Below are 13,324 nucleotides of genomic sequence, written 5' to 3'. Positions count from 1 at the left end.
TACGCCCCGCCGACCTCTGCCGGGTCGCGGTCAGGTGAGTGTCAGCAGCGCGCGCCGGCCTGCTCCGGGTAGTGCGCGGGCGCGGGCGTCACCGGCAGTCGGTGCTGCGTGGCGAGTTCGGACAGCGCTGCCGACGACTTCGCCGCGGCGGCGGCGACCAGGTCGGGGATACGCTCGGCCGGCACCGCGGGCGACAGCAGGTAGCCCTGCATCAGCGAGCAGCCGGCGTCGCGCAGCTGCCGCCGGGTCTGCGCGTCCTCGATGCCCTCGGCGACGGTACGCAGCCCCAGCGTGCCGGCCAGCGCGATGACCGACGACACGATAGCGCTGTCGTGCTGGTCGGAGGTCATACCCGCGACGAACGACCGGTCGATCTTGATCTCGTCGAGCGGGATCATCCGCAGGTGCTGCAGGGACGAGAACCCGGTGCCGAAGTCGTCCAGCGCCAGGCCGACGCCGAGATCACGCAGCTGGTCGATGGTCCGCATGGCGCGGGCCGGATCGGCCATCAGGGCGCTCTCGGTGATCTCCAGCTGCACCATGCGGGCAGGCACCCGGTGCTCGTTGAGCCGGTCGCGCAGCCGCTCGACCAGGTCGTCGCGGAACAGGTCGCGGATGCTGACGTTGACCGAGGTGCGCAGGTCGAGCCCGGCGGCCCGCCAGCGCCCGGCCTGCGCCACGGCGTCGTCGATGATCCGGTCGGTGAGCTGGTGCATCACCGGGGTGTGCTCGATGACCGAGATCACCGTGGCGGGTGAGACGGGGCGGCCGGTCGGGTCGGTCCAGCGCAGCAGCGCCTCCACGCCGACGATCCGGCCGGTGGCCAGGTCGGCCTGCGGCTGGTAGTGCACGGCGATGCGGGTGCGGTCCTCGGTCACGATGGCGTGGCGCACCTGGTCCAGCAGGGCCAGGCGCTGCGGGTGCCGGTCGGTGCCGGGGCGGTACAGGGCCACGCAGACGTTGTCGCGCTTGGCCTCGTACATGGCGATGTCGGCGTGGCGCATCAGGGTGGCGAAGTCCTCGCCGTGCTGCGGGCTGACCGCGACCCCGACCGCGGCCGTGACCTCGACCTCGAGGCCGCTGAGCCGGACCGGGCCGTTGACGGCGGCGCTGATGCGCTGTGCGGCCTGCAGGGCCCGGTCGGCGTCGGCCTCGTCGAGCAGCACGCCGAACTCGTCGCCGCCGAGCCGGGCGACCAGCGCACCGGCGGGCAGTCCGCCGCGCAGCCGCTCGGCGACCGCGGTGAGCAGCTGGTCGCCGGTCTCGTGGCCGAGCGAGTCGTTGACGTACTTGAAGCCGTCGAGGTCGAGCAGGAGCAGGGTCGGGCCCTGTCCCTGGCGCAGCGGCTCGGCCAGCGTCTCGGTGTACGCCGACTGCAGGCTGGCCCGGTTGCCGAGCCCGGTGAGCGGGTCGGTGAGCGCGGCCCGCTGGCGTTCGGTGGACAGGCGCGCCATGCGCTCGACCGCGTACAGCGGCATGATCACCAGGGGCACGAAGCCGAGGCTGACGTGGCCGGTGACCGCGAGCACAGGGCTCAGCATGGTCAGCGCGCCCAGGTGCACGGCCGGGTCGCGCATGGCCAGCAGGCGTTCGCGCAGGCTCCCCGGCGGCAGGCCGCGGCCGGCGGGCGCCGTGCGCCGCTGGGTCACGGTGACCAGCCAGCCGTAGACGGCCACGAAGACCAGGGCCGCGCCTGCCACGGCGACGGTGTCGTTGACCAGGTCGGCCATGTTCACCGTGTGGAACGGGTTGGGCTCGCCGACCAGCAGCACCAGGTAGGCAGCGCCGAAGGCGACGGCGTACCGGGCGGCGCTGAGCGCGGCGTCGCGCCAGGGCTGGCGGGCCCGGACGGCGATCACGGCCACGGCGAGCGTCTGGACCACGATGGCCGGGCCGAGGTCCCAGCACAGCAGGATCGCGAAGGTGAAGACCAGGGACGGGCTGATCACCGCGCCGAGGGCCTTGCCGGTGGCCGGCAGGTAGGTGACGGTGGCGGCGGCCAGCGCCAGGAACGCCATCACCCAGAACGGGGCCTTCTCCATGGCGAGCGGAACCTGCGCCAGGGTGAGGGCCGCCAGCACGACTCCGGTCAACGTCAACACGGCCGGCACCATTGCCGGTCGTCGGATCAGGGGCAGGCCACTTACAGCCAGTGGCGTCACATCGCCCTCCAAGGCACCTCGTGGGCTGAGATCACACGAGCCGCCAGCCTAACCGAGCAAAACGGGAAATCCGAGTAATCCACGCTTTACTCAGATTTCCCCCACAACTTCGGTTGCCGGGGAATGGACGCAGAACCGCCGCCGATGCGCCCCATCAGCCCGATCGGGCGATTCCCAGCGCGCGACCGCCGCACTGGCCGAAATCGCTCGACTTGCCAGGCAAGCGGGCGAATGCGGGGTCAAGATACGCACGGGCGCCAGGCAAGTCGAGCGATCTTGGCGGGCGGACCGAGTCAGTGGTCGTCGATCATCCGATCGAGGCGGCGTACCAGGACGGCGTGCTCGTCGGCGAGGCGCTGCACGCGTGCGGTGTCGCGCGGGTCCAGGGTGCGGCGGAGTTCGGCGACGACCTCGATCTCGCGCTCCCACTTGGCCACCCGGTCCGCGTCGGGCGCGGGCCCGACTTCTTCCTGCTCGATGAGGACGGAGTAGCACACGATCGCGATCCCCATGATGTCCAGGGCCGTCTGGTGGCTCACCGCCAGCCCTGCCGGCAGGGCGCTCTCCGGCGCGTTGTGCGCCACCGACTCGGTCACCGACACCTCCATGTCGACCGGTGTGCCGCAACGATGATCGGCCACCGTGGTGGACGATACGCCCTGCCCGGAACGGCCCGACAGCAGCATCGATCATCGCGCCGACGACGTGATCCGCCGCACTGCCGCCTGGCTGTCCCGCGCGGCTCGCGCATCGATTGACATCACGATGGCGGCCGCGTAGGTTGCGGCGGAAAGCGCTTTCCATTTCGTGCGGCGTCCCCGAGGGGACGCCGACGCCCCACAGAGTGGAGCCGACACATGACCATCACCGACAGTCCCCGCCGCGCACGCTGGCGAACGGCGGCGACCGCCGCCGCGGGCCTGGCCCTGGCCACCGCCGCGGCCACGCTGACCTTCACCGCCGGCGCCGCGGCGGCCACCCTCTACGCCGACGACTTCGAGGACGGCAACTCGACCGGCTGGACCTCCTCCGGCGGCAGCTGGACCGTCACCACCGACGGCAGCAAGGTGCTGCGCCAGTCGGGCACCAGCTCCGACGCCCGCGCGCGAGCCGGGTCGTCGTCCTGGCGGGACTACACCGTCACCGCCCGGGTCAAGCCCACCGCCTTCAACGGGTCGAACCGGTTCACCGCCCTCATCGCCCGCGCGCAGTCGAACACCAGCTACTACTATCTGGCCCTGCGGTCCAATCACACCGTCGAGCTGAAGAAGCTGGTCGGCGGCTCGTCGACCACCCTGGCCACCGGTTCGGTCACCGTCACCGCCGGCACCTGGTACACCCTGTCGCTGTCGGTGTCGGGGACCGCGCTGCGCGGCACGGTCAACGGCGCGACCGCGCTCACCGCAACCGACGGCCAATTCGCCACGGGCGGGATCGGTGTCGCGACCTTCTACGCCGCCGCGTCCTTCGACGACGTGACCGTGTCCGACAGCGCAGCCCCCTCCCCCAGCGCCTCTCCCCCGGCTTCGCCCTCGCCGTCGAGCAGCCCGTCGCCCTCGCCGTCGGCCAGCCCGCCACCGGTCGGCGCGATCGTGGTGGCCAAGGACGGCAGCGGCCACCACACCACGGTGCAGGCCGCCGTCGACGCCGTACCCGCGAACAACACCAGCCGCGTCACCATCAGCATCAAACCCGGCACCTACCGGGAGCTGGTGACCGTGCCCGCGAACAAGCCGTTCGTCTCGTTCGTCGGCAGCACCGGCAACGCCACCGACGTCGTCATCACCTACGACAACGCCAGCGGCACGCCCAAGCCCGACGGCAGCGGCACCTACGGCACCACCGGCAGCACCTCGGTCATGCTGGAGGGCAACGACTTCACCGCCCGCAACCTCACCTTCTCCAACACCTTCGACGAGGCCGCCCACGACTACAGCGCCGAGCAGGCCGTCGCCGTGACGACCCGCGGCGACCGCCTCGTCTTCGACAACGTGCGGATCCTCGGCAACCAGGACACCCTGCAGCCCAGCTCCCCCAACGCGGCGACCGTCAGCCGGGCGTACTACCGCAACTGCTACATCGAAGGCGACGTCGACTTCATCTTCGGCCGCGGCACGGCCGTCTTCGACCGCTGCGAGATCCGCTCGCTGAACCGCGGATCGGCGGACAACAACGGGTACGTCACCGCGGCCTCGACCACGATCACCAACCCGTACGGCTACCTGTTCACCCAGTGCACGCTGACCACTGCGTCCGGCGTCGCCGCGCAGAGCGTCCACCTCGGACGGCCGTGGCACCCCAGCGGCGACGTGAACGCGATCGCGCAGGTGCTCTTCCGTGACTCGGTGCTCGGCGCGCACATCAAGGGCTCGCCCTGGACGGACATGTCCGGCTTCTCCTGGCGGGACGCCCGGTTCTTCGAGTACCACAACACCGGCCCCGGCTCCACCGTCACCGCCGACCGGCCGCAGCTGGCCGACGCGAACGCCCCGCAGTTCACCGCCCAGGCGTACCTGGCCGGCAGCGACGGCTGGAACCCCGTCAGCTGAACTGATGGGAAGGGCACCTTCTACAACGCATAGCGATGTGAAGGTGCCCTTCCTTTCACAGGAAACCGTGGAGGGCGGCGCGGAAGGCGGCGGGCTGTTCGACCCACGGGTGGTGCCCGCACCGCTCGATCACGGCGAACTCACCCGCCGGGAAGAGCCCGCACAGCGCACGCACCGGGGCGAGCCCGGCGCTGCAGTCCTGCGCACCTGCGACGACCAGCACGGGCGCGGTGACCTCGCCGAGTCGCTGCGCGAGGTCCGCGGGCGGCTCGACGCTGAAGTAGGCCCGGTTCGCGGCGAAGCTGTACAGCGCGGTCGCCGCATGGGCCTGCTCGCGTTCGCCCCACGCCGCGTAGCCGAGCGGGGCGACCAGCCGGTACCACGCGTTGAAGCCGGCGTCGTCGTGGGTGCCGGGGCCGGTCGCCCAGGCCGCGACCGCGGCGTCGAAGACCGGGTCACCGCGCCGCGCGTCGATCATCGCCGGGGTGTCGGACGGCTCGTCGACCAGGTAACCGGCGGGCGGTGTGACGAGCACGAGGCCCGCGAGCCGGTCCGGGTACCGCGCCGCGTAGCTGATCGCCAGCCGGGTCCCCGCCGAATGGCCCAGCAGGAGCAACCGGTCCAGACCGAGGTGGACACGCAACTGCTCGACGTCCTCGGCCTGCCGCCAGAACGACGCCGTCTCCGCGGACTCCGGCAGCGGCGAGCGTCCCACGCCGCGCAGGTGGGGCAGGATCAGAGGCCGTGTGTCGCCGAGCCCGGCGAGGTCGCCGAGGTATCGCGGATGCATGGCCGCGCCACCGGCGAGCGCGATCACCGGGCTGCCGTCGCCGTGGTTCAGCTCGTCGTAGTGCAGCGTGGCTCCGTCGGAGCCGAAATAGGTCGTCATAGGGAGTCGCCTTTCGGGGATGCCTCACGGGCGCCCCGACGGCCACCTACGTCAGATGGACCGCACTGCCTTGTGGAGGGGGAGCACCCAGCCTGTTGTCGCGTTGATGGGTCTCACCTCCTCGGTCGGTCGCGTGCGCGGTCACGTTACCAGACGATCATGCAGGGGTGTCGGCGGCGGCGAGCTCGGCCACGATGTCGAGGTGGCCGGCGTGGCGGGCGTACTCCTGCACCAGGTGGAACAGCACCCGCTCCAGGGTGGCCGGCTCGGCGCCGTCCCAGCGCTCGCCGGGCTGCCCGACCGTTGACAGGTCCGTGGCGAGCACGACCTCGCGGGTGTGCTCGCCCTGCGCCCGCAGCACCGAGACCAGCTCGATCAGCGACTCGGACGGGTCCACGTGCCAGCGGTCGTCGCGGCGGTCGCCCCACGGGTAGCCGACGTCACGGCCCTCGAAACCCCACGTGATCCACCGCAGCTCGACATACCGCAGGTGTTTGAGCAGCTCCACCGGTGTCCAGCCGGACGCGAGCCGGCTGTTGCGCTGCTCGGCCTCGGACAGCCCTTCGACGGTGGTGATGATGTCGGCCCGGAAGTAGTCGAGGTACGCGGCGAACACCTCGTTGCGGGAGCCGATCGGCGCGGTCGGGCTGGGCGGGGAGTCGGTCACCTGTCGAGTATGCCGCCGAACGCGGCGCGCGGGACCGAAGACCGGCCCCGCGCGCCGTACACGCGGGTCAGAAGACCGGGACGCCCTCGCGGACCAGGCGCCAGTTCTGCTGGAAGAAGTCGGCCGGGTCGATCGTGCCCTTGGCCTGCGCCCAGTCGATGAGCAGCTGGCGGATCTCCTGCTGCTCGTTGTAAACCTGCGTCTTGACGATGCCGGGGAAGCCGCCGCCGCCGCTGCGCCGGTAGTTGTTCACCGCGACCACGAACTGGTCGGCGTCGGCGACCGGAGTCGTCGCGCCCGCGTGGTTGAGCACCGTGATGCGCTGCCCCACCGGCTTGCTGATGTCGATCTCGTAGTCGACGCCGGAGAACGTGTCGTAGTTGTAGTCCGGCACGGTCGGCTCGCTGATCGCAGCCGGGTCGACCGGCGCGCCCGGGGCGAGCGTCCGGAAGTACTTGGCGGAGTACTCCAGGTACGCCCGCACCTCGGCGCCGGTGAGCACGACAGCCTCGAGGGTGTTGTCGTAGATGTACAGCCCGGCGAGGTCCTTGATCTTCACGTCGCCGGCCGGGAACAGGGCCGTGCGGCTGAACGGCGCGGCGATCGACAGCACCGGCAGGCCCGCCTGCGGGGTGCCGACCATGGCCGCGGCCACCGTGTCGGTCTGCACCTTGTTGATGAAGTCGAGGATCGGGGTGTCGAGGTAGCGGGACTTCTCCGCGGACAGCTCGACGACCGAGGTGGCCACCACCTGGTTGATGTAGGCCACGGTCTTGTCGTGCTGCGCCTTGACCGCGGCGACGACCTTCGGGTCCTCGACGACGGTGTTGGTGTTCAGCATGGTGGCGTGCTTGGCGGTGACCTTCCAGCGGCCGCGCTCGCGGCTGAGCGTGAAGTCCATCCGGGTGACGCGCTGGCCCCACTTGGACGGCTCGGACAGCAGCACCAGCTCGCCGGTCGTCTCGTTGGCGACGAACTTCTCCACGACCTCGTTGTGGGCGTGGCCGAACAGGATCGCGTCGATGCCGGGCACCTGCTGCGCGATCAGCGCGGTCGGGTTCTCGTTGGGCAGCAGGTCGCCGTAGCTGGACACGCCGTTGTCGCCGCCGTGCGCGGAGATCAGCACGACGTCCGCGCCGCGGTCGCGCATGATCGGCACGTACTTCGCCGCGGTCGCGATCATGTCCTCGAAGCGCAGCTTGCCCTCGACGTTGGCCTTGTCCCAGATCGCGACACCGGGGTTGGTCAGGCCCAGGATGCCCACCCGCAGCGACGGCGCGCCGTGGCCCAGCGAGACCTTCTTGATCACGTACGGGGTGAACGCCGGCCGGCCGGAGCGCGCCTTGACCGCGTTGGCGGCCAGCGCCGGGAAGCCGAGCTGGCGGATCCACAGGTCCAGCAGCGGCAGGCCGTAGTTGAACTCGTGGTTGCCCAGGGTGATGGCGTCGTAGTCGATGACGTTCATGGCGCGGGCCATCGGGTGCCGCTCACCGGTCGAGGTGATCGGCTCCTGCTTGGCGTAGAACGTCGCCAGCGGGGTGCCCTGGATGGTGTCGCCCGCGTCGAGGACCAGCGTCGCCTTGCCCTTGCGCTCGGCGCGGATCTGGTTGACCAGGGTGGCCACCTTCGCGACGCCGACGTCGTTGTGCGCGCTGTCGTCGTACTCCTTGTCGCGGTAGTAGTCCCAGTTGAAGACGTTGCCGTGGGTGTCGGAGGTGCCGAGGACCGTCAGGTCGTAGGTCTGCGGCTGCCCGTGCCCGGCCGCCTGGGCCGGAACGGCGGCGACCAGCGGCCCGGCGACGACGGCCGCGGCCGCGCCGGTGAGCAGCTGCCGCCGCGACGGCATACCGGAGGGGGAGGTCATGTTCGCGCCTTTCCATGGGGGTCGCGCCCGGTGGGGCGCCGCCCCGCACCCTAACCAAACGGCTAGTCCCGTGCCACCCGATCGACCAACACCGCTGGCCCGCCACCGGCCGTCCCGCTTGATCGTCGGACTTGCCGGGCAGATGCTCGTATCTTGGACCCGCTTTCGCCCGTCTGCCCGGCAAGTCCGACGACCTTGGGCGCTACCGTGCAGTGATGGAGCAGCGCATCAGCATCGTCACGCTCGGGGTCGCGGATCTGGCACGGGCACGGGCTTTCTACGAGCGGCTCGGCTGGCACGGCCAGGAGATCGAGCAGACCGTGTTCTTCCAGACCGGCGGCATCGCGGTGGTGCTCTGGGGCCGGGACAAGGTCGCCGCCGACGCCGGTGTCCAGGATCCGGGCGGTGACGGCTTCGGCGGTGTGTGCCTGGCGCACAACGTGCGCACCCGCGCCGAGGTCGACGCGATCATGGCGGTCGCGGTCGCGGCCGGGGCGGCGGTGACGAAGGACGCCCAGGAGACCTTCTACGGCGGCTACGCGGGCTTCTTCACCGATCCGGACGGCCACGTCTGGGAGATCGCCCACAATCCGGGCTTCACCCTGGCCCCGGACGGATCGCTGATCCTGCCCGACTTCAGCCGCCCGACAGACTGACCGCCCAACCCGAACCCACCGACCGTCAGGAAGGGCACCTTCTACAACGCATGGCGATGTGAAGGCGCCCTTCCTTTCCGTCAGAAGGGGATGAAGCCGTAGAGGGCGAGGTGGTTGGATTTGGTGGTGCCGACGGTGTGGCCGATCGGCGAGGATTGGACCGCGCCCTTGATGAACAGGTAGTCGATCTTGCTGGAGCCGTTGGTCGCCTTCGTGCCGTAGCCGGTCATCCCGTACGTGCTCAGCGTGCTGGCCGGGATGCCCGTGCGGTTGGCGTCGACGCCGACGATCCGGATCGTGGACGCGTTCAGCAGGGAGGTGGCGTCCGCCCCGAGGTGGATGCCGGTGCTGCCGATGCCTTTGTCGCCGGCGCCCGCGCAGGCGTTCTGCCGGTTCTCCTGGGGCAGGTGCATGGTCGCCACGAACACGCTGGTGCCGGTCGCCTTGACGGTGAAGCGGGCGGCGATGGCGCTGGTGCGCTTCCACTTCCACTCGTCGGTGCTGCCGTCGTCGTTGTTCGGCGGCTTGTACAGGGTGCATCCCGCACCGTTGTCGTAAGCCGTGCCCGGCTTGAGCCAGCCCGCGCTCCAGTACGCCGACACGTCGCCGGACGCCAGGCTGAGCCGCTGCGTGTTGTAGATGATCCCGTTGGTCTGCTTCTTCTTCAGGTCGCCCAGGGACTGGTCGTCGCACCGGTGCGTGCCGCCCCACGGCTCGGGGTCGTCCCAGACCACGATCGCCTTGTACGTGCCCGCCGGGTAGCCGAACTTCGCCGACAGCTGGTCGGCGTAGGCCGAGGCCTGCCCGCTGCCACGCACCTGCTGCACGATGAGGATGTCGGGCGCGACCACGCCGCTGGTGCCGGTCTTGCCGGCGTCGTCGACGAGCATCGAGGTCAGGTGGTCCGGGCCGGAGATGCGGGTGCACGACCCGTCGGCGTTGTTGGTCACCAGGTTCTCGATGTTGTTGTTGTAGACCCGCAGCACCCGGTCCGCGACGGCGGCCGCCGGGGCAGCCGGGGCCGGCGCGGCAGCTGATGTGGCAGGCGCCGCGAGACCTGCGGCGAGCAGCACCGCCGCCAGCCCGGCGACGTGAGCGAACCTGCGGTGACGAACCGGCATGGGGCTTCCTTCCCACCGATGGACAGCCGACCGGTTCACGATGACGGCATTGCCTACATTCGCCCTACATCGGGGCTACAGGCAGGTGTCCGAGCCGAAAAGTCTCGGGCGGCCGGTGGCATCACGGCCGCGATGTCCGCCGGTGGCGGATAACCTGGTGCCCCGATGGGCATTCAGGGCACGGCGACGACCACGCGGGGGACGGCATGACCGCGCGGTTGATCGGGCGTGCCCACCCGTCGGCGGTGCTGCACGACGAGGTGACCCGGGCGATGGCCGGGCACGGCGGGCTGGTGCTGGTCGCCGGGGAGGCCGGCATCGGCAAGACCTCCCTGCTCACCGCGGCGATGGCGCAGGCCCGCGCAGCCGGTGCGCTGGTCGTCGCCGGGACCTGCTGGGACGCCGAGAGCGCGCCCGGGTTCTGGCCGTGGACGCAGGTGCTGCGCGCGGTGCGCCGCGGGGTCGGCGAGGACGACTGGGCAGCGGCGCGGCGGGCCGGCGGGGCCGGGCTGGCGGTGCTGCTCGGTGAAGGCGGCTCCGACGCCGGGCTCGCCGAGCTGGACGGCGAGTTCCCGCTGTTCGACGCGGTCACCAGCGCCTTCGTCGCGCTGTCGCAGCGGCGACCGGTCGTGGTGGTGCTGGACGACCTGCACTGGGCCGACGCGGCGTCGCTGCGACTGCTCCGATTCGCCGCGCAGCACACCTGGTCGGAGCGGGTGCTGCTGCTCGGGGCATACCGGGACGTCGAGGTGGAGGCTCCCGGGCACCCGCTGGCGGCGCTGATGCTGCCGCTGTCGGTCAAGGCGACCACGGTCACGCTCACCGGGCTGGGCCGCGACGAGGTCGCCGAGTTGATGGCGCGTACGGCGGGCAGCGCGCCGGACCCGGCGCTGGCCGCGGAGGTGCACCGCCGCACCGGTGGCAACCCGTTCTTCGTGGAGCAGACGGCACGGCTGTGGCACAGCGGCGGCGGGGTGACGGCGATCGCGCCGGGCGTACGGGACGCGCTGGCCCGGCGGCTGGCGTTGCTCCCGGCGGACGTCACCGCGCTGCTGGCCGGTGCGGCGGTGCTCGGCCGGGAGTTCCCCCGGCAGGTGCTCGTGGCGGCCTCGGGCAACCCGGCCGCCGAGGTCGATCGGCTGCTGGCGTCGGCCGAGGAGGCCCGGCTGGTCGCCGCGCTCGGCACGGGACGGTACGGGTTCACCCACGACCTGGTCCGCGAGGCGCTGCACGACGCGCTGCCCGAGCTTGTCCGGCAGGAGCTGCACGCGGCGGTGGTGCGGGCGGCCGAGGCCTCGCCGGACGTGGCCGGGCAGGTGCTGCCCGCCGACCTGGCCCGGCACGCCTACCTGGCCGGGCCGCTGCTGACCCCGGAGCTCGCGGTCGCGCGGCTGCTGGCGGCCGCCACGGACGCCGGCGACCGGCTGGCCACCGACGAGGCGATCGCGCACTACCGGCGGGCGCTGGCGATCGTGCGGGAGCCGGCCCGGCGGGTCCGGGTGCTGGTCGACCTGGGCCGCAGCGTGTACCACCTGGGCGACAAGTCGGAAGGCTGGCACCTGTTCGAACAGGCCGCCGAGCTGGCCCGCGGGAGCGGCGACGGCGAGCTGCTGGCCTGGGTGGCGCTGATCGTCCACCGGCACGGCCGCGACGGCGACCCGCACACCGACCTGCGGCGGGAGCTGCTGCGCGACGCCTACCGGATCCTGCTCGGCGACGGAGCGGAGGCCGCGACCCCGGCCCAGCTGGCGCAGAGCCTGATCGTGCGCACCGAGGCGCTGGCCCGCACCGGCCGCGACGACGAGGCGCTGATGTTCAGCCTGTGGGCGCGCCACGACCTGAACTGGGGGCCGGGCGGGGCAAGGGAGCGGGAGGCGCTTACCGCCGAGATGGAGGAGGTGAGCCGACGCTCGGCCGACACCGGCACCGAGGCGCTGGCCGCGTCGTTCCGCTGGGTGGCGCTGCTGGAGATGGGCGACCCGGGCTACCTGGAGCAGGTACGCGCGTTCGTGGCGGCGGCGCAGCGCGACGGCAGCCTGCGCATGCGGATCTCGCTGCTGGTGGACCAGGCCGTCGTCGACACCGCGCGGGGTCGTTTCGCCGAGGCCGCGGACCTGCTGGCGCAGCTGCGCACCAGCGAGGGTCACCCGCACGCCGACTTCGCGTTCATGCAGTACCACCTGGAGTGGGCGCTGGCCGTGCAGCGCGGGCGGTTCGCCGAGGCGGACCGGCTGCTGGCGCAGCTGGACGCGCAGGACCACCCGTACCTGCCGCTGGTCCAGGCGATCACCGCGGTGGAGCGCGGGGACCCGGGCGAAGCTCTGCGCCTGGTGGCGGCTGCGGAGGCGCGCAACGAGCACGATCCGTACCCGACCTCGGTCACCCGGCTGTGGCTGCGCCTGCGGGCGCAGCTGGCGGCCGCGACCCGCGACCCCGAGCGGTGTGCCAAGGCACGAGCGGCGCTGATCCCGTATCGCGGAGAGTGGGCCGTGTCGCTGTGGGGCTGTGACGTCAGCGGCCCGCTGGACTTCTGGCTGGCCGAGGTCGACGCGGCCACAGGGCGCTGGGATGAGGCCGTCGCCGATTACACGGCCGCCGCGGAGTCGTCCGACCGGATGCAGGCCCGGCCCTGGGCGGTGCGGGCCCGCGCGGGCCTGGCACGGGCCCTGGCCGGCCGGGACGGCCCAGGCGATGCGCAGATCGCCGCCGGGCTGCGGGTTCAGGTGGCTCGCGAAGCGGCCGAGCTGGGCATGGCGCAGCTGACCACGACCGCACCGCTCGAAACCGGGGCCCGCGACCGGTCCGACGGAGCAGTGAGCAAGCCGCCGGGCGACGCGGACACCCCAGCGGCGGACGCCGCGTGCGAGTTCCGGCGGGTGGACGCCACCTGGCGGCTGCGGTACGCGGGCCGCACCGTGCACCTGCCCGACGCCAAGGGCCTACGTGACCTGCACGAGCTGCTCAGCCATCCCGGCACGGACATCCCCGCGGTGGAACTGGCCGACCCGCCGGGCGGCGCGACGGCGGCAGCGGCTCGGCGGATGGGCGCCGACCCGGTGCTGGACGAGACCGCGAAGGCGCACTACCGGCAGCGGCTCACCCAGCTCGACGACGCGCTCGACCTGGCCGCCCGGCGCGACGACGCGGCCCGGCGAGCGGCACTGGAGTCCGAGCGTGACGCACTGCTCGCTGAGCTGCGGGCGGCCGCGGGGCTGGGTGGCCGCACCCGGCGGCTCGGCGACGACGGCGAGCGCGCCCGCAAGGCCGTCACCGCGCGCATCCGCGACACCCTGCGGCGGCTCGACGAGCTGCACCCGGAGCTGGCCGCACACCTGCGCGCGACCGTTTCGACCGGCAACGCCTGCGGTTACCACCCGGACACGGCGCTGCCCTGGCGGCTGTGAGCGCCGCCAGGG

The 13,324-nt window shown here is 72.1% G+C and carries 10 protein-coding genes; 4 read left to right on the top strand and 6 right to left on the bottom strand.

The features are described 5' to 3' along the window. Positions 1-41 precede the first annotated feature (41 nt). Together F6W97_RS02750 and F6W97_RS02745 are read right to left on the bottom strand one after the other, a co-directional pair. A complete protein-coding gene (locus F6W97_RS02750) occupies positions 42-2,102 on the bottom strand; it encodes a putative bifunctional diguanylate cyclase/phosphodiesterase (protein ID WP_196278944.1) in 2,061 nt (686 codons plus the stop codon). Positions 2,103-2,455: 353 nt separating this feature from the next. Continuing rightward, entirely contained in the window at positions 2,456-2,803 is a 348-nt protein-coding gene (locus tag F6W97_RS02745) for a hypothetical protein (RefSeq protein ID WP_155368482.1), read from the bottom strand. Position 2,804: 1 nt separating this feature from the next. On the opposite strand from F6W97_RS02745, the gene F6W97_RS02740 reads away from it, so the two are divergent. Continuing rightward, the gene (locus tag F6W97_RS02740; protein ID WP_155368481.1) at positions 2,805-2,942 is read left to right on the top strand and encodes a hypothetical protein; all 138 of its coding nucleotides are present in this window, start codon (positions 2,805-2,807) and stop codon (positions 2,940-2,942) included. A 77-nt stretch (positions 2,943-3,019) separates the two neighbouring features. Further along, on the top strand, positions 3,020-4,711 hold the full coding sequence (locus F6W97_RS02735; protein ID WP_155368480.1) for a pectinesterase family protein: 1,692 nt from the start codon (positions 3,020-3,022) through the stop codon (positions 4,709-4,711). A gap of 55 nt (positions 4,712-4,766) precedes the next feature. Here the strand turns inward: F6W97_RS02735 and F6W97_RS02730 are convergent, their stop codons facing one another. The 3 genes from F6W97_RS02730 to F6W97_RS02720 all read right to left on the bottom strand — a co-directional run bounded on the left by F6W97_RS02730 (position 4,767) and on the right by F6W97_RS02720 (position 8,131). Continuing rightward, complete coding sequence (locus tag F6W97_RS02730) at positions 4,767-5,600, bottom strand: alpha/beta fold hydrolase (RefSeq protein ID WP_155368479.1); 834 nt, start codon at positions 5,598-5,600, stop codon at positions 4,767-4,769. A gap of 157 nt (positions 5,601-5,757) precedes the next feature. After that, on the bottom strand, positions 5,758-6,267 hold the full coding sequence (locus F6W97_RS02725; protein ID WP_155368478.1) for a mycothiol transferase: 510 nt from the start codon (positions 6,265-6,267) through the stop codon (positions 5,758-5,760). A 67-nt stretch (positions 6,268-6,334) separates the two neighbouring features. Further along, the gene (locus tag F6W97_RS02720; RefSeq protein WP_155368477.1) at positions 6,335-8,131 is read right to left on the bottom strand and encodes a bifunctional metallophosphatase/5'-nucleotidase; all 1,797 of its coding nucleotides are present in this window, start codon (positions 8,129-8,131) and stop codon (positions 6,335-6,337) included. Between the two features lie 215 nt (positions 8,132-8,346). Between F6W97_RS02720 and F6W97_RS02715 the strand changes: the two genes are divergently transcribed. After that, positions 8,347-8,787 carry a VOC family protein gene (locus tag F6W97_RS02715; RefSeq protein ID WP_155368476.1) on the top strand — a complete coding sequence of 147 codons (441 nt, stop codon included), beginning with the start codon at positions 8,347-8,349 and terminating at the stop codon, positions 8,785-8,787. A gap of 80 nt (positions 8,788-8,867) precedes the next feature. Here the strand turns inward: F6W97_RS02715 and F6W97_RS02710 are convergent, their stop codons facing one another. Next, complete coding sequence (locus tag F6W97_RS02710) at positions 8,868-9,908, bottom strand: hypothetical protein (RefSeq protein ID WP_155368475.1); 1,041 nt, start codon at positions 9,906-9,908, stop codon at positions 8,868-8,870. Positions 9,909-10,114: 206 nt separating this feature from the next. On the opposite strand from F6W97_RS02710, the gene F6W97_RS02705 reads away from it, so the two are divergent. Continuing rightward, positions 10,115-13,312, top strand: coding sequence for an ATP-binding protein (locus tag F6W97_RS02705; RefSeq protein ID WP_155368474.1), 3,198 nt, complete (start codon positions 10,115-10,117; stop codon positions 13,310-13,312). Positions 13,313-13,324 lie beyond the last annotated feature (12 nt).

This window comes from Catellatospora vulcania, from assembly GCF_009720385.1.
Classification (GTDB): domain Bacteria; phylum Actinomycetota; class Actinomycetes; order Mycobacteriales; family Micromonosporaceae; genus Catellatospora; species Catellatospora vulcania.
Note: the sequence above shows the minus strand (reverse complement) of the source record. Positions and strands in the feature narration are given on the sequence as shown.